This window comes from Paenibacillus sp. MT124, assembly GCF_058792755.1.
Genome location: NZ_CM179500.1, coordinates 1,845,123 through 1,870,193 on the forward strand (window position 1 = coordinate 1,845,123; position 25,071 = coordinate 1,870,193).

20 protein-coding genes are annotated in these 25,071 nt (G+C 46.5%); 18 read left to right on the forward strand and 2 right to left on the reverse strand.

The window, feature by feature from the left end; genetic code table 11:
• Positions 1-461 precede the first annotated feature (461 nt).
• The 5 genes from AC3RCI_RS08705 to AC3RCI_RS08725 all read left to right on the forward strand — a co-directional run bounded on the left by AC3RCI_RS08705 (position 462) and on the right by AC3RCI_RS08725 (position 6,003).
• Positions 462-1,502 (forward strand): BMP family lipoprotein, encoded by a 1,041-nt coding sequence (locus tag AC3RCI_RS08705; protein WP_095288334.1) that lies wholly within the window; start codon positions 462-464, stop codon positions 1,500-1,502.
• Between the two features lie 343 nt (positions 1,503-1,845).
• On the forward strand, positions 1,846-3,384 hold the full coding sequence (locus AC3RCI_RS08710) for an ABC transporter ATP-binding protein (RefSeq protein WP_492529850.1): 1,539 nt from the start codon (positions 1,846-1,848) through the stop codon (positions 3,382-3,384).
• Positions 3,377-4,456, forward strand: a complete 1,080-nt coding sequence (locus AC3RCI_RS08715) for an ABC transporter permease (RefSeq protein WP_110821115.1) — start codon at positions 3,377-3,379, stop codon at positions 4,454-4,456. The genes AC3RCI_RS08710 and AC3RCI_RS08715 overlap by 8 nt, the downstream gene beginning before the upstream one ends.
• A complete protein-coding gene (locus AC3RCI_RS08720; RefSeq protein ID WP_127539344.1) occupies positions 4,457-5,419 on the forward strand; it encodes an ABC transporter permease in 963 nt (320 codons plus the stop codon).
• Positions 5,420-5,628: 209 nt separating this feature from the next.
• Positions 5,629-6,003, forward strand: coding sequence for a hypothetical protein (locus AC3RCI_RS08725; protein WP_127539345.1), 375 nt, complete (start codon positions 5,629-5,631; stop codon positions 6,001-6,003).
• A gap of 6 nt (positions 6,004-6,009) precedes the next feature.
• Here the strand turns inward: AC3RCI_RS08725 and AC3RCI_RS08730 are convergent, their stop codons facing one another.
• Positions 6,010-6,453, reverse strand: a complete 444-nt coding sequence (locus AC3RCI_RS08730; RefSeq protein WP_371859982.1) for a GNAT family N-acetyltransferase — start codon at positions 6,451-6,453, stop codon at positions 6,010-6,012.
• 601 nt (positions 6,454-7,054) lie between these two features.
• On the opposite strand from AC3RCI_RS08730, the gene ilvB reads away from it, so the two are divergent.
• The 4 genes from ilvB to AC3RCI_RS08750 all read left to right on the forward strand — a co-directional run bounded on the left by ilvB (position 7,055) and on the right by AC3RCI_RS08750 (position 12,244).
• Positions 7,055-8,806, forward strand: a complete 1,752-nt coding sequence (ilvB, locus tag AC3RCI_RS08735; protein ID WP_095288329.1) for a biosynthetic-type acetolactate synthase large subunit — start codon at positions 7,055-7,057, stop codon at positions 8,804-8,806.
• The gene (gene ilvN, locus AC3RCI_RS08740) at positions 8,803-9,285 is read left to right on the forward strand and encodes an acetolactate synthase small subunit (protein WP_095288328.1); all 483 of its coding nucleotides are present in this window, start codon (positions 8,803-8,805) and stop codon (positions 9,283-9,285) included. The genes ilvB and ilvN overlap by 4 nt, the downstream gene beginning before the upstream one ends.
• 301 nt (positions 9,286-9,586) lie before the next feature.
• On the forward strand, positions 9,587-10,579 hold the full coding sequence (gene ilvC, locus AC3RCI_RS08745) for a ketol-acid reductoisomerase (protein WP_095288327.1): 993 nt from the start codon (positions 9,587-9,589) through the stop codon (positions 10,577-10,579).
• Between the two features lie 123 nt (positions 10,580-10,702).
• Positions 10,703-12,244: a 2-isopropylmalate synthase gene (locus AC3RCI_RS08750; protein WP_492472707.1), complete on the forward strand. Its 1,542-nt coding sequence runs from the start codon at positions 10,703-10,705 to the stop codon at positions 12,242-12,244.
• Between the two features lie 165 nt (positions 12,245-12,409).
• Here the strand turns inward: AC3RCI_RS08750 and AC3RCI_RS08755 are convergent, their stop codons facing one another.
• Positions 12,410-13,390: an aldo/keto reductase gene (locus AC3RCI_RS08755; protein ID WP_492528663.1), complete on the reverse strand. Its 981-nt coding sequence runs from the start codon at positions 13,388-13,390 to the stop codon at positions 12,410-12,412.
• Positions 13,391-13,606: 216 nt separating this feature from the next.
• On the opposite strand from AC3RCI_RS08755, the gene leuB reads away from it, so the two are divergent.
• From leuB to AC3RCI_RS08800, 9 genes are all read left to right on the forward strand, one after another.
• Positions 13,607-14,692: a 3-isopropylmalate dehydrogenase gene (gene leuB / locus AC3RCI_RS08760; RefSeq protein ID WP_095288324.1), complete on the forward strand. Its 1,086-nt coding sequence runs from the start codon at positions 13,607-13,609 to the stop codon at positions 14,690-14,692.
• A 273-nt stretch (positions 14,693-14,965) separates the two neighbouring features.
• Positions 14,966-15,505, forward strand: coding sequence for a peroxiredoxin (locus tag AC3RCI_RS08765; RefSeq protein ID WP_062320195.1), 540 nt, complete (start codon positions 14,966-14,968; stop codon positions 15,503-15,505).
• A gap of 362 nt (positions 15,506-15,867) precedes the next feature.
• Positions 15,868-16,284, forward strand: coding sequence for a hypothetical protein (locus AC3RCI_RS08770; protein ID WP_024628323.1), 417 nt, complete (start codon positions 15,868-15,870; stop codon positions 16,282-16,284).
• A gap of 465 nt (positions 16,285-16,749) precedes the next feature.
• Positions 16,750-17,853 (forward strand): ATP-binding protein, encoded by a 1,104-nt coding sequence (locus tag AC3RCI_RS08775; protein ID WP_154895879.1) that lies wholly within the window; start codon positions 16,750-16,752, stop codon positions 17,851-17,853.
• Between the two features lie 124 nt (positions 17,854-17,977).
• Positions 17,978-18,946 (forward strand): AAA family ATPase, encoded by a 969-nt coding sequence (locus AC3RCI_RS08780; protein WP_492472704.1) that lies wholly within the window; start codon positions 17,978-17,980, stop codon positions 18,944-18,946.
• A 2-nt stretch (positions 18,947-18,948) separates the two neighbouring features.
• On the forward strand, positions 18,949-20,073 hold the full coding sequence (locus AC3RCI_RS08785; RefSeq protein WP_492528665.1) for a DUF58 domain-containing protein: 1,125 nt from the start codon (positions 18,949-18,951) through the stop codon (positions 20,071-20,073).
• The gene (locus AC3RCI_RS08790; protein WP_492528667.1) at positions 20,070-21,377 is read left to right on the forward strand and encodes a DUF4129 domain-containing protein; all 1,308 of its coding nucleotides are present in this window, start codon (positions 20,070-20,072) and stop codon (positions 21,375-21,377) included. The genes AC3RCI_RS08785 and AC3RCI_RS08790 overlap by 4 nt, the downstream gene beginning before the upstream one ends.
• A gap of 102 nt (positions 21,378-21,479) precedes the next feature.
• The gene (locus AC3RCI_RS08795) at positions 21,480-22,436 is read left to right on the forward strand and encodes an aldolase catalytic domain-containing protein (protein ID WP_127539354.1); all 957 of its coding nucleotides are present in this window, start codon (positions 21,480-21,482) and stop codon (positions 22,434-22,436) included.
• Between the two features lie 377 nt (positions 22,437-22,813).
• Positions 22,814-24,940 carry a bifunctional diguanylate cyclase/phosphodiesterase gene (locus AC3RCI_RS08800; protein ID WP_492472700.1) on the forward strand — a complete coding sequence of 709 codons (2,127 nt, stop codon included), beginning with the start codon at positions 22,814-22,816 and terminating at the stop codon, positions 24,938-24,940.
• The last annotated feature ends 131 nt before the right edge of the window (positions 24,941-25,071 follow it).

Here is a 25,071-nt window from a genome sequence, read left to right on the forward strand (position 1 = left end):
TGGATGCGGTTTACAGCTACCAGGTCTCTGGCAGATACATAAAAACCGAACGTTCATATAATGCAAATGAAAACTAGGAGTTACTGGCTAATGGTGATAATGATGGTATATTTTTGTTATATAACATCACATCGTTGTAACGTTAGCGTGTTAAACTGCTAAAATTTTAAGCGTTTTCAACAATAAAAGTCTAAAAATATGTGATTTTTAGTCATGAAACATCTGGATTTTAACACTGGTTAAATGTATAATCACCTCTAGTAGGCTAGTCCTAAACTTTTCTCTCCTAGTCATAATGTTCGGTTTTTCGGCAGATGATCCGGTAAAGATAAGGTGTGAATGGGCTCTTTATGTCGAAGAAACCATACATTCCGCATAAAAGTCATATCAGACATCTGTTCATCGTTCAATATCGACCTGGGTAGGAATTAGGTATATATCATTAAGGGGGAACAAGAGAAATGAAAAAGATGCTCAGCTTGTCTTTGGTCATGTTGCTGGCAGTATCGGTAATGCTTGCAGGTTGCGGAAGCAAACCGAAGGAAGAAACAAATGCCGGTGGAACAACAGGTGGCGAATCCACTGAAGCGAAATCCGATTTGCAGATCGGTATGGTTACTGACGTAGGTGGCGTTAACGACAAATCCTTTAACCAATCCGCTTGGGAAGCCCTGCAAGCAACTGAAACTGAAACAGGTACAGCAGTTAAATACCTGCAAAGTAAATCCGATGAAGAGTACATTCCTAACCTGAACGAATTCGTTAAAGGTGGATATGACCTGACTTGGGGTATCGGTTTCCAATTGGCTGACGCAATCAAAACGGTTGCTGACCAAAACCCTGAATCCAAACTGGCGATCATCGACAGTGTTGTAGATTCTCCTAACGTTAAATCCGTTACATTTGCTGAAGAGCAAGGTTCCTTCCTGGTTGGCGTTGTTGCCGGTCTGACTACAAAAACGAACAAAATCGGTTTTGTTGGCGGTATGGACAGCCCACTGATCAAGAAATTTGAAGTTGGTTTCAGAGAAGGCGTTAAAGCAGTTAACCCTGATGCTGAATTGATCTCCAACTATACAGGCGCATTTGACAAACCAGACCTTGGTAAAGCAGCTGCAGCTACAATCTACAACCAAGGCGCGGACATCATTTTCCACTCTTCCGGTGCTACAGGTAACGGTGTGTTCAACGAAGCCATTGCCCGCAAAAAACAAGGACAAGATGTTTGGGTAATCGGTGTGGATAAAGACCAATCTCTGGAGTTCGGTGATGATGTTACACTGACTTCCATGATCAAAAAAGTTGACGAAGCAGTTAAGAAAGTAAACCAAGAAGTTATCGACGGCACATTTGCTGGCGGTTCTGAAAACCTGACTCTGAAAGAGAACGGTGTAGGTATTGCTGATACTTCTACAAAAAATGTTTCTGCTGACATCCTTGCTAAAGTTGACGAATACAAAGAAAAAATCATCAGCGGCGAAATCAAAGTACCTACAGAGTAATTGCTTCGACCGCGAATTGAATAATCACGAGGCCGGTCTTGACCGGCCTTATGATTGTCAAGACAGGAAAATTTGCTCAAGCCATCATAACATATGTACCTAGTTAACAAGATGCTGCTGGAATCCTTCCAAATGCAGAATCAATGTTTTAGCAATAACGCTCCGGAAGGAGCTTTTCTTAAGATTATGGAATGTATACATTTCAGCTGTGCTGGATGGATTCGATAATCTCAAGAGAAGGAAAGTGACCGCAACAAAAGCGGTTTTTTCCCTTGAACATACGTCGATAGACGTTTTTCTTACGTTTGCGGAACCAAACTATATCAGTTATAAGGGTGATTACATGGGTGCAGCAACCCCCGTCGTTGAGTTAAAACAAATCACGAAGCGTTTTCCAGGCATTGTTGCCAACGACGCTATCAGCCTTCAGCTTCGTAAAGGCGAGATCCATGCTCTACTGGGCGAAAACGGCGCTGGTAAGTCAACGTTGATGAATATTGTATTTGGTCTCTATCAGCCAGATGAAGGTTCCATTGAAGTGAATGGCAAGCCTGTCATGATCGATAGCCCGAACAAAGCCATCGAGCTTGGGATCGGCATGGTGCATCAGCACTTTAAGCTTGTTCAGCCGTTCACGGTAACAGAGAACATTATTTTGGGATCTGAACCAACAAAAGGTCTCAATATTAACTATAAAAAAGCGGCTGCTGAAGTGCAGCGTTTATCCGAGCAATATGGACTCAAAGTGAATCCGCATGCCAAAATTCATGACATTTCAGTCGGTATGCAGCAGCGCGTTGAAATCGTAAAAACATTGTACCGCGGCGCTGATATCCTTATCTTTGATGAACCAACGGCAGTTCTGACTCCTCAGGAGATCAAGGAACTGATGGTCATCATGAAAAAACTCGTGGCAGAGGGCAAATCCATCATCCTGATCACACATAAGTTGAAAGAAATTATGGAGATCTCGGATACGGTCACGATTATTCGCCGAGGGAAAGTCATCGATTCTGTAAAGACATCGGAAACCAATCCTAATGAGCTTGCAGAAAAGATGGTTGGTCGTAATGTCACGTTTAAAGTGGATAAAAAGCCGGCAACGCCTGGTCCAAACGTCCTTGAAGTCAGCAAATTGACTGCCAAAAACAAAGAGGGAATTTCTGTTCTGAATGAACTGAATCTGAATGTTCGTGCAGGCGAAATTCTGGGCATCGCTGGTGTTGATGGTAACGGACAGAGTGAACTTATTGAAGCCTTGACTGGATTGCGCAAGGTGGATAGCGGTTCGATCCGTTTGCAAGGAAAAGAATTGTCCAACCATTCACCGCGTCATATTTCGGAATCGGGAGTAGGTCATATTCCGGAAGACCGACATAAGCACGGATTGGTTTTGGATTTCTCTGTCAGTGAAAATATCGTTCTGGAATCTTACTATAAATCTCCGTATACGCGCAGAGGCTTCCTGAATTTCGATGCAATCAAAAAGCAGGCGAAGCGTCTGGTTGAGGCATTTGACGTCCGGACTCCTAGCATTGAAACCAAAGCACGTTCCCTTTCAGGGGGGAACCAGCAAAAGGCGATCATCGCGAGGGAAGTCGATAAGAACCCGGAGCTGCTTATTGCCGCTCAGCCAACACGTGGTTTGGACGTAGGTGCTATTGAGTTTGTCCAGAAACAGTTGATTGCTCAGCGTGACCAAGGAAAAGCGGTATTGCTGATTTCCTTCGAGCTCGATGAAATTATTAACGTTTCGGACCGCATTGCTGTCATTTATGAAGGCCAGATCGTCGGTGAAGTGCTGCCGGAAGAAACGAATGACAGGGAGCTCGGCTTGATGATGGCGGGTAGCACCCAAAAGAGAGGTACTGTACATGAGTAAAGTATTGAAATGGTTTACCCGTGATTCCTTTATTCTGCCTATCGTTGCGATCCTTATGGGATTGATTCTTGGCGGTATCGTTATGCTTATTGGGGGATACAACCCAATTGAGGCATATGGCGCTTTATTTAAGAAAGTCTTTGGTGACATGTACAACTTCGGAGAAGCAGTACGTGAGATGACTCCGCTCATTATGACGGGTCTCGCGTTTGCATTTGCGTCCCGTGCAGGACTGTTTAATATCGGCGGGGAAGGACAATTTCTCGTTGGTATGACTGCAGCTACATTTGTCGGGGTTAAATTTGCGGGTCTTCCGATCTACATTCATGCTCCACTGGCACTGATTGCCGGCGCGGTATTCGGTGGTCTGTGGGCAGCGATTGCCGGTTATCTGAAGGCCGCTCGAGGCGTAAATGAAGTTATCAGCAGTATCATGCTGAACTGGATTGGTCTCTATCTGGCCAATTTGATTGTACGGCAGTTTTTGCTGCTTCAAGGGGAGAACCGTTCGGTAGATATCAGTGAGTCTGCTTCGATCAGTTTGACCTGGTTATCCGAACTCATGGGCAACTCCCGTGTCCATCTGGGCACATTGATTGCCCTGGTTATGGCGGTGCTCTTTTATATCTATATGTGGAAAACAAAACAAGGGTATGAAATTCGTGCTGTAGGTTATAACCCGAATGCGGCTGAATATGCAGGGATGCATGTTAATCGCAACATCGTAAAAGCCATGTTCATCAGTGGTATGCTTGCGGGTCTTGGTGGAGCTTTCCAGGTACTGGGCGTATTCCAGTATCAAACAGTCATGTCGGGATCTCCAGGGACAGGTTTTGACGGGATTGCCGTTGCCTTGATTGGTTTGAACCATCCGTTTGGTGTGCTTCTGGGAGCGTTGTTGTTCGGTACGCTTACCTATGGATCTGCGGGTATGAGCTTTGCTGCAGATGTACCGCCAGAGATTATTCGAATTGTAATCGGTTCGATTATCTTCTTCATTGCGGCACAAGGCATCGTGCGCTGGGTACTTAAACCGTTCTATTCCAAGCGCAAGAAAGAGAAGGTGTTGTAGATGGACTTGTTGACAATTGGGCAAATTATCAATACGACGCTTGTCTTTGCTACGGCATTGATTTTTGCTTCCCTTGGAGGGATATTCTCTGAAAAATCCGGTGTAACCAACCTGGGACTTGAAGGTTTTATGGTCTTTGGCGCGTTTGCAGCCGGGATTGGGGCGCACTATGCCCAAGAAGCAGGAATGGGTGGAACAACGTCTGCCTGGATGGGTGTATTGGTTGCCGTTGCATTGGGTGTACTTGTATCCCTGATTCACGCTGTTGCGTCAATTACGTTTAAAGCTGACCAGATTATCAGTGGTATCGTCATTAACTTCCTGGCAGCAGGAAGTACGCTATACTTGGTTAAGTTGTTGTTTGAAGGATCCGGGGACTCACCTTTGGTGCAGGGCTTCAATAAATTTGATGTTCCACTTTTGAAGGATATTCCTTTGATTGGAGAAGCGTTGTTCAAGAACGTTTATCCGACAACATACCTGGCGATTATTCTAGTATTCCTGACGTATTACGTTCTGTTCAAAACGCCATTTGGACTCCGCCTGCGCTCTGTGGGTGAACACCCGAGTGCGGCTGATACTGTAGGTGTTAAAGTACGTCGCTATCGTTATGTTGGCGTAATGATCAGTGGTGCCCTTGCGGCTGTTGGTGGTGCCGCGATTACACTGACTACAACAGGCACCTTCTCGCATAATACGGTCTCTGGTCAAGGATACATTGCGATCGCAGCGATGATTTTTGGTAAATGGAATCCAATCGGAGCATTTGGTGCTGCTGTATTTTTCGGGTTCTCACAAGCAATTCGAAACTATGTGCAGCTGTTCGAATGGTCTCAAAGTATTCCCCAGGAAATTATTTATATGCTGCCATACCTGCTCACGATTATTGTTCTTATCGCGGCAGTCGGACGTTCGTCAGCTCCGTCTGCACTCGGTGAACCGTATGATCCGGGGAAAAGGTAGACGTAAGCAATTCATTAAACGAAATAATAAGTTTTATCAGAGAAAGGGTCCGCTTTTGTGCGGGCTCTTTTTTGTTATGCAAATAGCAATTCATACGTTTCCACTGTGTCAGGGTAGAGACCCATATTTTCAAGTAGGGACAAAGAAACAGGCGAAGTAAGTGATGGACGAATACACTGTTTTGAATGATCCGAGGAGGAGGGGAAAGTATGAAACAACATGTTACGCGTCGTGAAGCGTTGAAATTCGTGGGCAAAAATATCGTTGCGGTGAAAAAAGACGGCACTCGGGTTACGGGGAAGCTGTTGAAAGTATCCGGCAATAAATTAGTGCTAAAGCGTGTGAATGGCAAAAAAGTGCGCACAAAAGCCATTCTTCCACTGGTTTTGTTTGATTTGCTTGCAATCGCCACATTGCCTTACGCTTACGGCCCGGGACCGGGCTATGGGGGCCCTGGCTATGGAGGTCCTGGGTATGGACCTGGCTACGGACCTGGACCAAAACCCGGCCCCGGATATGGTCCAGGCTATGGTCCGGGACCCGGGTTCGGACCGTATGGGCCACGTCCACCAGGATTTTTCTAGGAGAACCTAAATACTCTTTTCCATTTCGTAACAGCGGCTTATCATAATATAACGAACGGTACTATATCCATTTTTTTGATAGAACTGCAGCCCTTTTGTATTGCCTTCGTCGACCATTACTTTGGATCTTTTGCAGCCTCGTGATGCGGCGAAGTTTTCGGCTTTTTGCAGCAAAGTCTGACCGTACCTTTTACGCTGTTCCTTTGTAGCAACTGCCATCATATCGACATATAACAACTCGCCGTGCATAAGAAAATGTATAAATGCTACAGCTTCTTTGTTCGGGTCCGGTGAGACAACAAAGGTCATGCCCCTGTTCATACGCAGGGGTATGTCTTTGCGTATTTTGTTGATTTCATTGGTACTCATATGGGATAGAGGAACAAGTTGCGAGTCAATTAAACTCATGATGGCGCCATCATCCAGCCTCGAATTGCGTTGCCGAATCACCATGCTGATCCTCCTTTCAAGACTAGTCGTGCTGCTCGTATATCCTATGCCTGGAGCAAGATAAAAGGTGACTGAATGAAGTGGAGGGAATAGGGTAACGTTAAGTAGCGTAGTAGCGAGATAAAGGGCGTTTAAAAATTTTATCCAAATCAGGTATTGACTTATCGGTTGGAGGAATCATATAATGTTCCTAACATTTAACGAGAATATTTAATCGGCTATGAAGAGGACGAAGTTTTAAGGGCTCTTTTGCTCAGAGAGTGGCTGGATCTGCTGAAACCACCACCATAATCCCTTATATACGAGCTCACCTCGGAGCTGTTTTCCTGAAAAGCATTGGATGTCACTCCACTCGCGTATTAGGGAAAATCGTATGTCTGCGTTACAGACAACAGGTATGGAAGACGGCTATGTCCGTTTGACCTATCGTTTTTTGTACCTGGTAAGGTCCGTTATTGCGAAATTTCGGACAAAGTTGGGTGGTACCACGGAAGCAACAACCTTTCGTCCCTCGCAAGCATTAACTTGTTTGCAGGGATGAAAGGTTTTTTTTGTAACTTCAAATGTCAGAATGATGTAAATTCCGAGAGGAGGATGACTGATGGGAGCTCAAATTCCAGAAGTACGATCAACAGATGAATTACGTGAAAAATGGATGAAGCCGGAGGTCATTAGCGGTTCTGAGATTCTGCTAAGAAGCTTGTTGCTGGAAGGTGTCGAGTGCGTATTCGGTTATCCGGGCGGAGCGGTGTTGTACATTTACGACGCGATGTACGGTTTCGAGGACTTCAAGCATGTACTGACTCGGCATGAACAAGGTGCGATTCACGCAGCAGACGGATATGCACGTGCGAGCGGCAAAGTTGGAGTTTGTATCGCAACCTCCGGTCCGGGAGCAACGAATCTTGTAACCGGAATTGCAACGGCATATATGGATTCCGTACCGCTCGTAGTCATTACGGGGAACGTTATTTCCAGCCTGATTGGTTCGGATGCTTTCCAGGAAGCGGATATCACCGGTATTACAATGCCAATTACCAAACACAGCTATCTGGTAAAAGACGTTAAAGATTTGCCGCGTGTCATTCATGAAGCATTCCATATTGCTAATACAGGACGTAAAGGTCCGGTGTTAATCGACATTCCGAAGGATGTTTCTGCCAACAAAACCTTGTTTGAACCGATTACTGAACCAGTGACGCTGAGAGGCTACAACCCTCGGACAGTGCCAAACAAACTTCAGGTTGATCGACTGGCTCAAGCCATTCAGGAAGCAGAGCGTCCGATGATCCTTGCAGGTGGCGGAGTCGTTTACTCCGGTGGACACGAAGCACTGTTCGAATTTGTTGAGAAAACAGGCATTCCAATCACAACGACACTTCTTGGACTTGGTGCTTTCCCAAGCGGACATGAACTTTGGACCGGAATGCCGGGTATGCACGGAACATACACGTCCAACCAGGCGATTCAACAAGCGGATCTGTTGATCAACATCGGAGCTCGCTTTGATGACCGGGTTACAGGTAAACTGGACGGTTTTGCACCACATGCCAAAATCGTGCACATCGATATTGATCCGGCTGAAATTGGCAAAAACATTGCGACGGATATCCCGATCGTTGGGGATGTGAAGACGGTACTCGAAATAGCCAACAAGGAAGTACAGCGTGCCGAGCGTGCGGATGCCTGGAGAGACCAAATCAAGCAGTGGAAGCAAGAGAAACCATACAGCTACACGGATTCCGAAGACGAGTTGAAACCACAATGGGTAGTTGAGTTGTTGAATGATACAACCAAAGGTGAGGCGATCGTGACTACTGACGTTGGTCAGCATCAGATGTGGGCGGCGCAGTACTACAAGTTCAATCAACCTCGCTCATGGGTAACCTCCGGCGGACTCGGAACAATGGGCTTTGGATTCCCTTCGGCAATTGGTGCACAGATGGCGAATCCGGACAGACTGGTCATCTCCATTAATGGCGATGGAGGAATGCAGATGTGTTCACAAGAACTGGCAATCTGCGCGATCAACAATATCCCGGTCAAGATTGTCATCATTAACAACCAGGTGCTTGGAATGGTTCGCCAGTGGCAGGAGATCATCTACGAGAACCGTTACAGTCACATCGATCTGGCAGGAAGCCCGGATTTTGTAAAACTGGCTGAAGCATATGGTGTAAAAGGACTGCGTGCCACGAACAAGGAAGAAGCTGAACGGGCATGGCAGGAAGCACTGGATACACCTGGACCGGTCGTTGTAGAATTTGTTGTTCGCAAAGAAGAAAATGTATATCCAATGGTTCCGCAAGGAGCAACAATTGATCAAATGCTGATGGGGGATGCTGAGGAATGATTAGACATACGATTTCGATTTTGGTCAACGATCAGCCTGGCGTCCTGCAGCGGGTATCGGGGTTGTTCGGTCGACGTGGGTTCAACATTGAGAGCATTACGGTAGGTCAGTCGGAAGAAGCGGGCTTGTCCCGTATGGTCATTGTCACTATTGGTGACGACAAAACGCTGGAGCAGATTGAGAAACAGCTCTATAAAATCATTGACGTAATCAAAGTGGTGGATTTCAGCCTCAAGCCGATGGTTGCCCGTGAACTCGCTTTGATTAAAGTAAAAGCAGAACCTTCCGAACGCCCTGAAATCATGGGAGTGGTCGAAACGTTCCGTGCATCGGTTGTGGATATTGGTCCAAGTAGTCTGATGGTTCAGGTTGTTGGAGATACCGACAAAATCGACGCCATGATCGAGCTGCTTAAGCCGTATGGCATTCGCGAACTCTCGCGGACTGGTGTAACTGCACTGGTACGTGGAAACGTATAATTGCCAATAGATCTAAATCTATGGTCTAATATGCATATCGGATAAGCAACGAAGGATACGAGAAGAAGCAGTACAACAGACTGCAGGTGATCCTTGAATGACATCGTGATCCTGCATCTGCTGCAATTCAACATTTTAGTGATGTAACGCTTGAAAAGAGAGCTACACCCCCGCATTAAAGGGCGGGTGTCTGAACGGATCGGATCAGACCTGATGTGCTGGAACAGCCAGCATGCCGGTCCCTTGAGACACCCGCTCATTAATGAAGGGTTCTTTACAATACAAAGGAGGACTTATAAACATGCCAGTAACTACTTATTATGAACAGGATGCAGAGCTTAGCGTATTGAAAGGAAAAACGATTGCCGTAATTGGTTACGGTAGCCAGGGCCACGCCCAAGCACAAAACTTGCGTGATAGCGGTTTGAATGTAGTCATCGGACTTCGTGAAGGTAAATCGTTTGACACTGCAAAAAATGATGGATTTGAAGTATTGTCTCCGGCTGAAGCAACTAGCCGTGCAGATGTGGTTCAAATCTTGCTCCCTGACGAAACGCAAGCTTCTGTATACAAAAACGAAATCGAACCTAACCTGAAAAAAGGGGCAGCATTGCTCTTCTCCCACGGTTTCAACGTTCATTTCGGTCAAATCGTTGCTCCAAAAGACAGCGATGTTCTGCTGGTAGCTCCTAAGTCCCCTGGCCACATGGTACGTCGTACCTACGTGGAAGGATTCGGTGTACCGGGCCTGATCGCGATCGAGCAAGATGCAACAGGTAAAGCAAAAGACATCGGTCTTGCATATGCAAAAGGTATCGGCTGCACACGTGCAGGCGTTATCGAAACATCCTTCCGCGAAGAAACAGAAACAGATCTGTTCGGTGAGCAAGCTGTTCTGTGTGGCGGTGTAAGTGCCCTGGTAAAAGCTGGTTTCGAAACGTTGACAGAAGCTGGTTATGCTCCTGAAATGGCGTACTTCGAGTGTCTGCACGAATTGAAACTGATCGTTGACCTGATGTATGAAGGCGGACTTGCAAGCATGCGTGATTCCATCAGTAACACAGCAGAGTACGGTGACTATGTGACTGGACCTCGCGTTGTAACTGAAGATACGAAGAAAGCGATGAAAGAAGTCCTTTCTGATATCCAACAAGGTAAATTCGCACGTGACTTCATCCTGGAAAACCAATCCGGTCGTGCGTTCCTGACAGCAACTCGTCGCAACGAAGCTGAGCACCCAATCGAAGTGGTTGGCGGACAATTGCGTGAGATGATGCACTGGATCAAGAAGTAAGAATCTGCACTTATAAGATAAGCAATTTTACAGCTTTAACCGGAAATAGCGGCCGTGCTTATGCGTGTGCCGCTATTGCTGGTTTAGAGGCAAACATACATTACAGTCTAGGAGGTGCGAGGCGTGCGTAAAATCTATGTATTCGACACAACGCTGCGTGATGGAGAACAATCCCCGGGAGTCAATTTGAACACTCGTGAAAAGGTGGAAATTGCCCATCAGCTCGAGCGGCTTGGGATTGACCGGATGGAAGCCGGGTTTCCGGCAGCATCTCCAGGCGATCTGGCAGCGGTAAATGCAGTAGCGAAAGCGGTTAAAAATATTACGGTTATTGGCTTGTCCCGCTCCAGAGAGCAGGATATTGACGCGGTTAGAGAAGCGCTGAAAGGTGCACAGGACCCATGCATTCACGTATTTTTGGCCACTTCACCGATTCACCGCCAACATAAATTGCGCATGGACAAAGCGCAGGTGCTGGATACGGCTCGTTCTGCCATTCGTTATGCGAAGAAGTCGTTTTCCAAAATTGAGTTCTCTCTTGAAGATGCAGGCCGTACCGAGTATGACTTCCTCGTTGAAATGGTGAATATGGCCGTAGAGGAAGGTGCTTCGGTAGTTAACATTCCGGATACAGTAGGTTATCTGAGTCCTTATGAGTACGGTAGCATTTTCAAGCATCTCAAAGAGAATGTTCATGGTATTGAAAAAGTGCAGCTGAGTGCACATTGTCACAATGACCTGGGTATGGCAACTGCCAATACACTGGCTGCCATTCTGAATGGTGCGGATCAGATCGAAGGTACGATTAACGGAATCGGTGAGCGTGCAGGAAATACGGCGATCGAAGAGATTGCCATGGCACTGGAGACACGTCAGGAATTCTTCCAGGCAAAAACTTCTCTGCAGCTTTCGGAAATTGCACGTACCAGCCGGCTTGTTAGCCGTTTGACAGGAATGGTTGTTCCAGGAAACAAAGCCATTGTTGGTGCGAACGCTTTCGCACATGAATCCGGTATTCATCAGGATGGCATGCTGAAAGAAAAAACAACGTACGAGATCATGACGCCAGAGACCATCGGTCTGAAGGAAAGCAAGCTCGTACTGGGTAAACACTCTGGACGCCACGCGTTTCGTGAGCGCTTGATTGAGCTGGGTTATGAACTGGATGAGGAAGCACTGAATCGTGCTTTTGCCCAATTCAAAGATCTGGCGGATAAGAAAAAAGAAGTCACTGATGAGGATTTGCTCGCGGTGATCGAAGAGAAATTGCAGGATGCACCTGAGGTGTACAAACTGGAATCCATCTTCGTGACGTATGGGGATGAATCGACTCCGACAGCCAAAGTCCGTATCGCCACGCTTGACGGTAACACCGTTGAACAGCAAGCGGAAGGGAATGGTTCCGTTGATGCCATTTACAATGCGATTGACAAGGTGAGCGGGGAAGAAGTTACGCTGTCTGATTACTCCATCAAGTCGGTTACACATGGTAAAGATGCACTCGGTGAAGTGCATGTTGTATTGACACAGAACCAGGTTTCCGTTCAGGGACGCGGTGTAAGCACCGATATTTTGGGTGCAAGTGCACGTGCTTATGTGGATGGCCTGAACCAGCTGATTGAGAAACGTAAAACATACACCAACCGTGTCAACGTGAATCTGTAAACAGACGCAGCAAGCATCCAATGCACTCGAACTGCACTGCAGTTTGTTGAGCGAGCTAAAAAAAGTCTGACCCTAGGAATGGACCTAAGGTCAGACTTTTTGCTATAGTTTTGAATGATATGTTTATCCATTAGGACGGATCTAGAAAATTGCAATTAGAGCAGATTACCAGGCATACGCGTTGGGGGCATGTCCACCCGGACCCGGGAATATCTCATCAAGACGTTTAAGCACCGCTTCATCCAATGTGACTTCAAGACATTTAAGTGCAGTTTCGAACTGCTCCAGCGTACGGGGACCGATGATTGGTGCGGTCACTGCAGGATTGGCTGCAACCCAAGCCAAAGCAATTGTATCCTGTGGTTCACCAAGATCGCGGCACAGTGCTGCGAATTCTTCAAGCTGTGTTTTATGATGTTCAATGCGTTCCGCGATGCCGCCGCTGCGTGTGCCTTCCAGCTTCTGAAGTGCATTGCGACCCAGCAAGCCACCATCAAGTGGGCTCCATGGAATCACGCCAAGGCCCAGCTCTTTGGCTGCAGGCAGCACTTCGAGTTCAGGCAAACGACAGTTAAGACTGTATTTATGCTGCTCGGACACCAAACCGAGGAAATGGCGGTTTTTGGCTTCGCTTTGAGCAATGGCAATCTGCCATGCAGCGAAGTTGCTTGATCCGACATAACCAATTTTGCCTTGATGGACAGCATTTTCGAATGCCCCCCATAGCTCGTCCCAGGAAACCGCCGGGTCCACGTGGTGCATTTGATATAGCTCTACATGGTCTGTCTGCAAACGGCGAAGGGAGCCTTCCAGATGACGTCTGATTTTATAGGCAGAGAGACCGACATCGTTGTTGGGACCATCCGTTTCATCATGCATGGAACCATACACCTTGGTCGCAAGCACCACTTTTTCACGTCTCCCGCCACCCTGGCTGAACCAGCGACCGATTATTTCTTCGGTAAGGCCGGAATTTTCACCCCAACCATAAATGTTAGCGGTATCAAAAAAGTTAACGCCAGCATCGAGTGCTGCATCCATGATACGGAATGCTTCTTTTTCATCTGTAGCAGGTCCAAAATTCATGGTGCCGAGACAAATCCGGCTTACTTTAAGACCTGATTTTCCCAAGTACGTGTATTGCATGGTTTGCAATCCCTCCTGAGTTACCTGAATTTGACTTCACGTATTATTTTACTCCAGTCTGACGAGCAGAACAACAGCCCTCCAAACCTCTTATAGGTAAAATCTATTAAAGTCATAGATTGTATATCTTGGTCAAATGACCACTGAATATGATACAAAAGAGAGAGTTAAATATGACACGTTCGATTGAGAATGAATGAAGGAGTTGGACAACCCATGACAGACGTAAAAAAAATTGCAGTCATCGCAGGTGACGGTATCGGTCCGGAAGTTGTAGCGGAAGCAGAGAGAGTACTTAAACGCACGGAGGAAGTATTCGGTTATCGTTTTGAAACCGAGCACGCACTGTTTGGCGGAATTGCGATCGATGAAAAAGGCACGCCTCTTCCAGAGGAAACACTCACCGTATGCAAAAGTGCGGATGCCGTATTGCTCGGAGCCGTTGGCGGTCCGAAATGGGACAACAACAGCAAGGAACTCCGTCCGGAAACGGGCTTGCTGGGAATTCGTAAAGCGCTCGGATTGTTCTCCAACCTGCGCCCGGCCGTTGTGTTTGACTGCCTGAAGGATGCATCCACATTGAAACCTGAAGTACTGGAAGGCACGGACCTGATGGTGGTTCGGGAGCTGACCGGAGGCATTTACTTTGGTGAAAAATTCAGACGTGAAGGCTCACAGGGGCAAGAAGCTGTGGATACCTGTGTATATAATGTAACTGAAGTGGAGCGGATTGTTCGTCAAGCATTCGAAATTGCTCAAGGACGCCGCAAAAAACTCGCTTCTGTGGATAAAGCCAATGTACTGGAGACATCCAGACTCTGGCGTGAAGTGGTTAATCGGGTAGCCCCGGAATATCCGGATGTTGAAGTGGAGCACGTTCTTGTTGACAACTGTGCGATGCAGCTGCTGCGTCGTCCAGCCAGCTTCGACGTCATCGTAACGGAGAATATGTTCGGAGATATCTTGAGTGATGAAGCAGCAATGCTGACAGGTTCAATCGGTATGCTGGCCTCTGCATCACTGGGGGAAGGCAGCTTCGGTCTGTATGAGCCGGTACACGGTTCGGCACCGGATATCGCTGGTCAAGGATTGGCCAATCCAATTGCCACGATTCTATCTGTTGCACTTATGTTCCGTACAACCTTTGGTTACGCTGAAGGTGCGGATGCCATTGAAGCCGCTGTAGCGGAAGTGTTGAATGCAGGACACCGTACAAGTGATATTGCTGTAGATAAGAGCAAAGCCATCAGTACTACGGAAATGGGCGATCTGATCGTTGCAGCGATCCGTAAACAGGCATAGTTCAGACATCATGATCGGGCAGCCCTTAGCTTTCCAATAGGAGAGATCGAGGGCTGTTCCTTTATATTTTGGCACGAAAATTTCTTATTTATAATTATTATAAAAAAATAACGTTTATAATCTTGACTTTGAGAAGTCCGGATGATAACATTTTACTTGTACTTGTTATCAAGTATCAAACCATTTTAATAACAGGAAAAGCGTTCGCGCTTTTCTTGATGATGAGCAATCCATATGGATGCTTACATAATCCCAAAGGAGGAATTTTTAGTTATGGCAGAACGTTTGGTTGGTAGACCAGCACCAGATTTCGCAATGGAAACAGTATCGGGAGACGGACAAGATTTTGGTTCCGTTAAATTGTCCGATTACCGTGGCAAATGGCTCGTATTCTTCTTTTATCCTTTGGACTTCACATTTGTGTGCCCAACTGAAATTACAGCTTTGAGCGATGCTTCCGAGCAATTCAAAGCTTTGGATACTGAAATTCTTGGCGTGAGCGTTGACTCCGTACACAGCCACAAAGCTTGGATCAACACACCTAAAGACAGCAATGGCTTGGGTCAATTGAACTTCCCACTGGCTTCCGACATCACGAAGCAAGTGGCTAAAGATTATGGCGTTCTGATCGAAGAAGAAGGCGTAGCATTGCGCGGTCTGTTCATCATCGATCCAGAAGGCGAATTGAAATACCAAGTGGTTAACCACAACGATGTAGGCCGCAGTGTTGAAGAAACACTTCGCGTACTGCAAGCACTGCAATCCGGCGGATTGTGTGCAATGAACTGGAAACCAGGCGACAGCAACCTGTAAGTCTGATTAACTTGAACGTTTGTGGTTCAAGCCCTCATCCCATTCGGGATTGAGGGCTTTTTGCACCCTTTTTCCCAAATATTATTTGGAAGTTGGATTAGGGTGTTTAGACAGGGCAAGAAACGTGTTAATGAAGTATTATAGGAATGAGAGGTTTTTACATCTCCCGAAAGAGGAATTGAAGGCCTTTGAGGCGAATAGGGTATGGAAACCCCGTAAATATTTTCGGGCCATCACCATGATAATATGGTAATGAATGAGATACACTGATGGAACAACTTCTTTTTCAGAAAAGCTGCAGGTGCTAGGAAGACCATGTCTAAATATAAGGTCCCGGCACGTAATAAGGAGGGTGAACAAAAATGAGTTACTGTTGTGGGGCAAGTATGGTGGGAACAAAGGGCACGCTGAAGCATTACCGCACCCAGGTTCATAATGTTCCCCTGCTGTTTTGTCCGGTATGCCACCGGGTGGAAGTGCATTACAAAGTGGAAAATGAATATGAAATTTTGGCTGAATATGCGCATGGCGACGGAGCTTCCGAGATTGATTTTCAGGATTACGTGACGGAGGATGAGGATGCAATCTTCGAAAATTGCGTCAACCGCGAGAGCGAGGATGCGATGGTCATTGTTCAGCGACAAATTGACATGTCACTTGATCTCCTGAGACTGGCTAAGGAAATGAAGGATGAGAAGTGGGAGAGCGAACTCAAACGCCGATTAGCCGTAATGAGCCAGCGCAGACTTAAAATTCAGCACAATAAAAGCGGACTATAGATTAATTTGAATGCTATGCTATAAATTGTTATGTAATCATTTGGATATGAACGAAGCTGATTCGCGATATTTGCGAAAAGGCTTCGTTTTTGTGTTTTGAAAATAGGGTATTTCGAGGTTTTTCTTAAAATAATTTCCATTCGACACTTTCTCTGATTGACTCTCTTCTATAAACTTGTCTATGATAAAAACAGACTTGCAAAAGAGGCGGAGCAAATGAAATGTTCGTGTTTGGGAATAGGAGAAGGTTTTGAATGGAACAAACCACATATATTATTTTCCGGATCAATTGTTGGTTACCGGGAATAGACCAGCTAAGGTTCCGGACGTGCCATCCATATTTTCGGCTCAGCCCCCCAACGAAAGGGCACCGGTAATGAAAAATAAATCGGCCCTTCCTGTTTCTGTGATGATATGATGTCCGAATGGCAAGTTTATCATTTACGTGAAAAGGAGGAACCTGTCATGATTAGTGAATTTCAGGATACAGTGCCTCACCCAACGAACAGTTTCCCGCCTGTACATCTGGATTACAACAAATATGAAAATGTTCTGGAGCATTTGGATAGTGGTATTATGTTGTTTGACAGCAACGGTGTATTGACGTTTATTAACGTTCAAATGGCAAAATTGTTGGAGCTTCCCCGAAGTCTGTTGAGCGGCTGCACCCTGATGCAAATGCTGCATCATCCACAGATGAGCCGATTCAAGAAAAAGAAAATTTTACGTATCTACCGGGAGACCATCTTCCACCGTAAGCGCTATCATGAACTGATTGATGAGTATGGCAGACACTGGCTGGTCACAGTAACCTACGGAGATCAGATGGATGGAGATTTTTTATTCAGTGTCAAGGACGTATCGGATTATAAACAAATAGAACAGACTGCTTATCAGAATGACAAGCTTGCCATGCTGGGACGCATTTCAGCATCCATCGCGCATGAAATTCGCAACCCTTTGACAGCGATCCGTGGGTTTATACAGCTGCTGCGCCCACATTTGCTGCAATTGGGGAAAGATGAATACGCCAGGATCATATTAACGGAGATTGACAGGGCGAACGATATTATCTATGAATTTTTGAATTCCTCCAAACCGTCAGCACCGCAGAAGACCATTATATCGGTGGATTCTTTACTCAAAGAGGTCGTCTTACTGACGGAAAGCGAAGGCTTGATGAAAGGGTGCGAGATTACCCTAGATGAAGCAGACTCGCCGATGAACGTCTCCATTGATGTTAAACAGATTAAGCAGGTTATTCTGAATATGGTGAAAAATGCAATGGATGCCATCGAGGGCGTAGGGGAGGAGCATACAGGTCTCATACGGATCTCCACTGAGACCGAGAACAGGTATGTGCAGATTTCCATTACGGATAACGGTCAGGGTATGGACCACAACACGCTTGTACGTCTGTTCGATCCATTTTTCACGACAAAAGAGAGCGGGACAGGACTGGGTCTTTCGGTAAGTTATCGCATCATCAAAAACCATGGGGGCACAATCTCGGTTGACAGTAAGAAGGGTGAAGGAACCCGGTTTATGATTATGCTCCCATTAGTGTAATACGGTAGGATGAGCAGGAATCGGCATGTTGGCCGATTCCTTTTGTTTTTTTTTGGAAGCATTATGGGTTATAGTTAGAATGAATGCGGATACATACTCATAGCTTGCGAAAGGAAGGTGCATGATGAATATTCAGGAAATGGAACAGATGAATAAAAATCTGACGAATCATGTGGGACAGGTTATTGTAGGCAAGGAGCGAACCATAGAACTGATCATGACCGCAGTTATCGCTTCCGGACATGTATTGCTTGAGGACGTACCAGGTACAGGAAAAACAATGCTGGCCAAATCGGTAGCTTCTTCTTTGGATTGTACGTTTCAACGCATACAATTCACCCCTGACTTGCTGCCGTCTGATCTAACGGGGATTCATTTCTACAATCAAAAGTCTGGTGACTTCGAATTCAGAGCCGGTCCGTTGTTCGCGAACCTTGTGCTGGCCGATGAGATCAATCGTGCTACACCGCGAACCCAATCGAGCTTGCTGGAATGCATGGAAGAGCGTCAGATCAGTATTGATGGTTCAACGAGACAGCTGGAACGTCCATTCATCGTAATAGCAACCCAGAACCCGATTGATAATCAGGGGACCTTTCCACTGCCTGAGGCTCAAATGGATCGATTCATGATGAAAATTCGCATGGGTTATCCAAGCAGTGATGAAAGTGTAGAGATTCTGAGAAGGACTGTAGCCGGTCGTTCGGTTAACGATCTTACATCCATATTAAGTCGTGAGCAGCTTCTTGAGGCGCAGCGTACATATCAGTCCGTCCAGGTCGAAGAAGACCTGCTTAAATACATGATTCGTCTTACAGAAGAGACACGCAGACACCCTGAGCTTTCGCTTGGTGTTAGTCCAAGGGGAGCGCAAGCCTTACTGAAGGCGTGTCAGGCATGGGCCGCATTGCATGGCAGGGATTACGTTCTACCAGATGACATCAAGATTCTGGCTGAACCTGTACTGGCTCACCGACTTGTATTCCGTAACAGGGTGAGGCAGCAGGAAGGGGCTGCGGAGCGGATCATTCATGGGATTCTGACCCAGGCAGAGGTGCCAACGGAGAGCATTGGCACCGGCAGTGGACGGTAATTATGGCACTATTATGGCTTGTCATTGTAGGGGGTATTATCATTGGCCTACAAGGTGTATGGTTTGGACGCCCGGCATTACGAAGGCTGAAGTATACACGTGAATTCAGCAAACTGCGCTGTTACGCAGGCGATGAGCTTGAGATGGTGGAGACGATAGCGAATGAGAAGCGGGTCACAGTACCCTGGCTGAGACTTGAGGCGATGATGCCCGGATCCTTTGTATTTCGCAGTGGTTCAGGCATGGATATCAGTCAAGGTGATATCTACCAGAATCACAAAAGTATATTTACTTTGAAACCATTTACGAGAATTACACGCAAGCATCCGGTTATGTGCAGTAAACGCGGTATCTACACGTTGAATACGGTGACCATGACAGGTGGAGATCTGTTTGGCGTCTGGCGCAATACCCAACCGATCCCTGTTCATCTGTCGATGATCGTATATCCATCGCTGGTCGCTGCTGAAGATCTGCCTGCCATTTACCAGGTGTGGCAGGGGGAGGTAGAGGTATCTCGCTGGATCGTGGAGGATCCATTTCTTATTCTTGGCGTACGTCCTTACGGAGCAGGCGATCCCATGAACCGAATTCATTGGAAAGCAAGCGCACGTACAGGTGAGCTGCAGGTATACAAGCAAGGCTGGACAGCTGATCCACAGTCCTGGATTATTGTAAATATTCAGGAGTCGGAGGATATGTGGAGTGTAGTAACCCGACCTGAGCCGATTGAGCGTGCACTGAGCTATGCGGCAACTGCTGCAGCCGATGCGATTGGCAGAGGACTCCCTGCAGGATTCGCTCACAACGGCTATCGGGTAAATGGCGGGCGTGATCCGCTTCGAATTGAACCTGATTATGGCAGCCCGCATCTGGAGCTGCTTTTGGAGGCAATGGCTGAAACCGAGTTGAAATGCATGGTTCCCATGGAACAGTTCCTGAATGATGAAGTGAAGCGCAATGAGGAAGCTCATCAGGCACGAAGCTATCTTTTAATTACATCTTACGTTTCTACTGCCATGGAGCATGAGATTGCTCGCCTGCATGAACAAGGACACCGAGTAACCATTCTGCCTGTGGAGCCAGATCACAACGGTACGAAGAGCAGCAAGGCGGTGAGTGCATGAGTGATCCGACTTGGGAAAGCCAATCAAGACTAGGGATGTCTCTGCTCGCGACGCTGCTAATTGGCGTTTATGTGTTTCCCTTGTTGACCCTTACTTCATTCTATGCAAACGGTCATTTTCCTTATATTCTGCTGATCATCTATGCTTTGGCGAGCGGAATCGGCGTGCTGCTTGGCCATAGGTTTCAAGGATTAGGAACCCGTATGTGGCTTCGGTTAGTTGGAGCTCTGCTCCTAGGGGTGGCTGTATCCCTTATTGTGGTTTGGATAACTGGACATACGGGACCGGAATTAATCACAGCTCTTCTGTGGGGGGCTTTATCAGCCTTTGTAGGATTGGCACCAGAACCGTCGCTTCGCTCCACCTTGATGTGGAGATGGCAGATCTTCGGCGTTGTCGGGTCTATTATAGGAGGTATTTTCTCGCGTTGGTTCGAGCCCTTATTCCCATTGCAGACCTATGGAGGAACATTATATGCAACAGGCTTCGTCAGTTTTGTTGCTTGTCTCCTTAATGTCTACAGTTCACAGCTGGATAGAGCCGTATTAAATGATGGCCAGAGAAAGATTGTGCTTCGGGAATTCAACAGAGCGAATCATCAGCGGTTGATATGGATGTTGTTAATCATTGCAGGTATCGGAGCATTTCCCAGTCTAGCCGCCTGGCTCGCTCCACTGCGGGATCGTCTGCTCGCATGGATCAGGGGATTAATAGGTCCGTCTTCCGATCCGCAGCTGCCGATGACACCAGACTCTGATATTGACCCATCAAAGCTTCCAGGCAGAGTGACAGAGCAGTCAGAACCATCTGTTTTCTGGGACATGCTGGGATGGTTCGTTCTAGGTGCTTCTGCTGCACTGATTCTATGGCTTATTTTCAGATTGGGACGTAAGACTATAAACCGTCTTATGGAACGATTGAGGGGGATGATGGAACCCAGGGAGCGTAGGGCCGAGCCGCGGACCGAATACATCGATATTAGTGAAACCCTGGAAACACCCGTGAGACCACGCAAACCCTGGTTCCGGAAAAAAGAAACACCCCCATCTCAGGAGGCGGAGCGCGTTCGTTACTACTACAGAAAATGGATAGATCAAGCCAGGCAGCAAGGGGTCGAAATTGAAGCTGCACAGACTCCGCTGGAAGCAGCAGAGAAGATCCAGCATCACAAGCGATCTTCAGGCAAGCAAGATACGCAGAGATTTTCAGACATTTTAACAAGTACCTATAACGCGGTTCGTTACGGAAAAAAAGCTCCGAATCCTTCCGAGATGTCCGAGATTGATCAGAACTGGAAGTCTTGATAGAACCATTAGACCCAATAACGTGTTTATCCCTTTACTTTTCTTGTCACGTTCAAGTATCATGAGAGGAATACACAAGTTGGTCAGAAAAGGAGCAGACAAATGAAGACAAATCATTGCAAAATTGTAGATTGCACCATTCGTGATGGCGGATTGGTAAATAATTGGGACTTTAGCGTGGACTTCGTTCAACAGTTATATGCTGGATTGAATGAGGCAGGCGTTGATTATATGGAAATCGGTTATAAAAACTCGCCGAAACTGCTGAAAGGTGCCGAAGAAGCAGGACCATGGCGTTTCCTGAATGATGACTTCCTGCGTAAAGTGATCCCGCAAAAAGGAAATACCAAATTGTCTGCTCTGGTTGACGTCGGACGTGTGGACGAGAATGACATTTTGCCGCGCAGCGAGAGCATGCTGGATCTGATCCGTGTAGCTTGCTACAGCAAAGATGTGGACAAGGCTTTGGCCCTTGTTCAAACGTTCCATGATCGTGGATATGAAACTACCCTGAACATTATGGCTTTGTCCAATGTCATGGAGAACGAATTGCTCGAAGCCTTCGAATTGATCAAAGAGAGCTCTGTAGACGTTGTGTACATCGTTGACTCTTATGGCAGCCTTGACCATAACGACGTGAAGTACCTCGTTGAAAAATTCAAAACCCATCTGCCAAACAAACGTCTCGGTGTTCACACTCACAATAACATGCAGCTTGCATTCTCCAATACGCTTGTCGCTGCAGAGCTTGGTGTCGAACTACTAGATGCTTCCGTATATGGTATGGGCCGTGCAGCAGGTAACTGCCCAACTGAACTTCTTGTGGCGCATCTGAAGGGAACGAAATATAACTTGCGTCCGGTACTTGGCGTATTGGAACAATTGATGGTTCCTCTTCGTGAAAAAGAAGAATGGGGCTACATCCTGCCATACATGATCACAGGAGCACTTGACGAGCATCCGCGTTCGGCAATGGCCCTGCGTTCGTCATCCGAGAAGGATAACGTCGTGGATTTCTATGATAAATTGACAACGCCAGAAGTGAATTTTGACAAATAATTTTTTCGGTAAACATCATAAAGCAACGGTCATGTATCAGATTCTCTGCAATGCATTTTGTATGGAAAATAGTCTGAAATGCTGTTGCAAACTAAAGAGACATGGACTCCAATTGGAGATTCATGTTTTTTTAGTTCTTAGTGCCTTGTTTTTCTACGTGGATATGAATACATATTCCTATTTTCAACTATTTTTTAGTTCACGTCCGCAGAATTAAATGTTATTATGTACCAGATAGCATGTATTGGCATGTGAATTGAACGTTGGTAAATATTTATTGTCGAATGATGTAATAATGAAAGTTTTCAAACCTGAACGTCATAGACGAGGGCTAAAGGTTATTCAGGATAGGTGATCCCGGGAAGGAAAAACAAGGCATGAAGGCAAATTCGCAAGATCAGAGAAAAGTGATATGGGTCGCACTAGGCGGCTTATTATGTTTCCTCGTAAGTCAATGGTATCGTTCCTCTGCAAGCTCTGATCTAATCATATCCGGATACCCTGTGCTGACGCTACTTGGCGGATTCGTTGCAGCTGCAGCCTGTATCGGTATTTACAACCAAAGCTGGTTGTTCCAGACCCAAAAGTTAACCCTGCGCAGAATCATGATTACCACGCTTTTTTTGTTGATCGGCCTGTTTGAATTAATTCATATCGTTTCATATGCGGAAGAGATGCCGAGTGGCGCGATGTTGGAATCCGAATTTTCCCTCAAAATGATGACGCTGGGCTCTGTGATCTGTGCAGTGGGTTTATTGCTTATTTATGCAGTGAGAGAAAAAGAGATTGCGTTACCGCGTAAATTTTTACTATTTAGCGGAACGCTGGGTACGTTTGTCCTGTTGTACACAGCGGGTGTTCAGGAATGGAGCTGGCTGCCCAAATTAACTCAGCAAGAAGTGCTAAGCGAAACGTTTATGAAAATTCACTTCTTGGTCGGTCTTCTTTACGGGATCACCGCATTTGTGTTGTTTTTGAAGTGGAAGAAGGGTAAAGAGGGAGATTTGCCTTCTATTCTGTGTGGAGCCCTGTGCTTCTTCTACGGAGAGTGCTACTTGATTTCTGCAACGCAGATCAGCGACTTGAATCTGTTATTTGCATTGTGGATGAATTGTCTGGGATATTTCTTTGTACAAAAAGGACTATATACAACGGTAGTGGATACCCCGTTTCTGAAGCAGCAGGCTGCTGAAGCCAAAATGAACTATATTGCTCATCATGACGATGTAACGGGTCTGCCAAATCGCCGCCGCCTTTCCCAGAGACTCAAAAGATTGATGGATGAAGCAGTGAAACAGGACGAGCTCGTCGGTGTACTCGTTTTGAATATCAACCGGTTCAAAACAATTAACGACTCCCTCGGTCAGCAGGCTGCTAACCGTGTTCTTCGCCAAGTGGGGCAGCGTCTGAAGCAATCGTCTCTGCCGGGCGAAGAAGTGTATGGTCTTGGGCGGGACGAGTTCGTGGTCACGATGACGGACTTCTGGAATACAGAAAATGCTCTGCGCCGAACAAGATCGATTTTGCAGCTGTTTGAAAAGCCAGTCATGGTTGATGGCAACGACTATCATATAACGCTTGGAATTGGCATGGCCATATACCCCCATGACGGGGGATCACCAGAGGAAATCATTCAAAATGCGGATACTGCGCTTCATAACGCCAAGGAACAGGGGATCGAATTGAACCGGTATGCTCATGCAATGCAGATGAAGGCACAGGAACGACTGCAGCTGGAGAATGATCTGCGGAAAGCGTTGGATCGCGGTCAGTTTTATCTTGTATACCAACCACAGATCAATATCGCAAGTGGTTTAATCGTTGGTATGGAGGCTCTGGTACGCTGGCAGCATCCACAGCGCGGCGCAATTTCTCCTGCAGAGTTTATCCCACTGGCTGAAGAGAGCGGACTAATTGTACCGCTGGGCGAGTGGGTGCTTCGGGAGGCGTGTGCGCAGAACAAGCTATGGCAGGAAGCTGGATACCGCAAACTGTGTGTGTCTGTTAATCTCTCGATGAGACAATTCAGACATTCCCATCTGCTGGACAACATCAACGGCATACTGAAGGAAACAGGATTGGAGCCGGACTGGCTGGAACTGGAGATTACCGAAAGTATGACATTTGACAAAGATCGTGCGTTTGAACAACTTCGCAAAATTAAAGAGATTGGTGTGCAAATCAGTATTGATGATTTTGGAACAGGATACAGTTCGCTTCATTACCTGAAGGATCTGCCGATTGATCGGCTCAAAATTGACCGTTCATTCGTGAACGAAGTCATGGAGGATCGCAATAATGCAGCAATCGTCTCCACCATTACGTCCATGGCACATCATCTGCAATTGAAGGTGACAGCCGAAGGAGTGGAGAACGAGTCGCAGCTGGTGTTCCTTCGGGATCAGCATTGCCATGAAGCACAGGGATACTTTTTCAGTAAACCCATTGTGGCGGCTGATTTTGAAAAGCGGTTTTTACGAGATGTGGATAAACCTACAGGGTAGCCATCAGACAGGAGCGGGAATCGCTTCTGTCTTTTTTGTTTGTCACCCAAAAGGAAAAAATGGGAATTAAAAGTTGCAAGGACCGGATGAACATGTTATATTAGTCTTTGTAAAAACCGTGTTAAGATTCT

Excerpts from the sequence above, each read along its gene's own strand:
- AC3RCI_RS08705 (WP_095288334.1), top strand. The coding sequence starts at position 462 with ATGAAAAAGATGCTCAGCTTGTCTTTGGTCATGTTGCTGGCAGTATCG.
- AC3RCI_RS08710 (WP_492529850.1), top strand. The coding sequence starts at position 1,846 with ATGGGTGCAGCAACCCCCGTCGTTGAGTTAAAACAAATCACGAAGCGT.
- AC3RCI_RS08715 (WP_110821115.1), top strand. The coding sequence starts at position 3,377 with ATGAGTAAAGTATTGAAATGGTTTACCCGTGATTCCTTTATTCTGCCT.
- AC3RCI_RS08720 (WP_127539344.1), top strand. The coding sequence starts at position 4,457 with ATGGACTTGTTGACAATTGGGCAAATTATCAATACGACGCTTGTCTTT.
- AC3RCI_RS08725 (WP_127539345.1), top strand. The coding sequence starts at position 5,629 with ATGAAACAACATGTTACGCGTCGTGAAGCGTTGAAATTCGTGGGCAAA.
- ilvB (WP_095288329.1), top strand. The coding sequence starts at position 7,055 with ATGGGAGCTCAAATTCCAGAAGTACGATCAACAGATGAATTACGTGAA.
- ilvN (WP_095288328.1), top strand. The coding sequence starts at position 8,803 with ATGATTAGACATACGATTTCGATTTTGGTCAACGATCAGCCTGGCGTC.
- ilvC (WP_095288327.1), top strand. The coding sequence starts at position 9,587 with ATGCCAGTAACTACTTATTATGAACAGGATGCAGAGCTTAGCGTATTG.
- AC3RCI_RS08755 (WP_492528663.1), bottom strand. The coding sequence starts at position 13,390 with ATGCAATACACGTACTTGGGAAAATCAGGTCTTAAAGTAAGCCGGATT.
- leuB (WP_095288324.1), top strand. The coding sequence starts at position 13,607 with ATGACAGACGTAAAAAAAATTGCAGTCATCGCAGGTGACGGTATCGGT.
- AC3RCI_RS08765 (WP_062320195.1), top strand. The coding sequence starts at position 14,966 with ATGGCAGAACGTTTGGTTGGTAGACCAGCACCAGATTTCGCAATGGAA.
- AC3RCI_RS08770 (WP_024628323.1), top strand. The coding sequence starts at position 15,868 with ATGAGTTACTGTTGTGGGGCAAGTATGGTGGGAACAAAGGGCACGCTG.
- AC3RCI_RS08775 (WP_154895879.1), top strand. The coding sequence starts at position 16,750 with ATGATTAGTGAATTTCAGGATACAGTGCCTCACCCAACGAACAGTTTC.
- AC3RCI_RS08780 (WP_492472704.1), top strand. The coding sequence starts at position 17,978 with ATGAATATTCAGGAAATGGAACAGATGAATAAAAATCTGACGAATCAT.
- AC3RCI_RS08785 (WP_492528665.1), top strand. The coding sequence starts at position 18,949 with ATGGCACTATTATGGCTTGTCATTGTAGGGGGTATTATCATTGGCCTA.
- AC3RCI_RS08790 (WP_492528667.1), top strand. The coding sequence starts at position 20,070 with ATGAGTGATCCGACTTGGGAAAGCCAATCAAGACTAGGGATGTCTCTG.
- AC3RCI_RS08795 (WP_127539354.1), top strand. The coding sequence starts at position 21,480 with ATGAAGACAAATCATTGCAAAATTGTAGATTGCACCATTCGTGATGGC.
- AC3RCI_RS08800 (WP_492472700.1), top strand. The coding sequence starts at position 22,814 with ATGAAGGCAAATTCGCAAGATCAGAGAAAAGTGATATGGGTCGCACTA.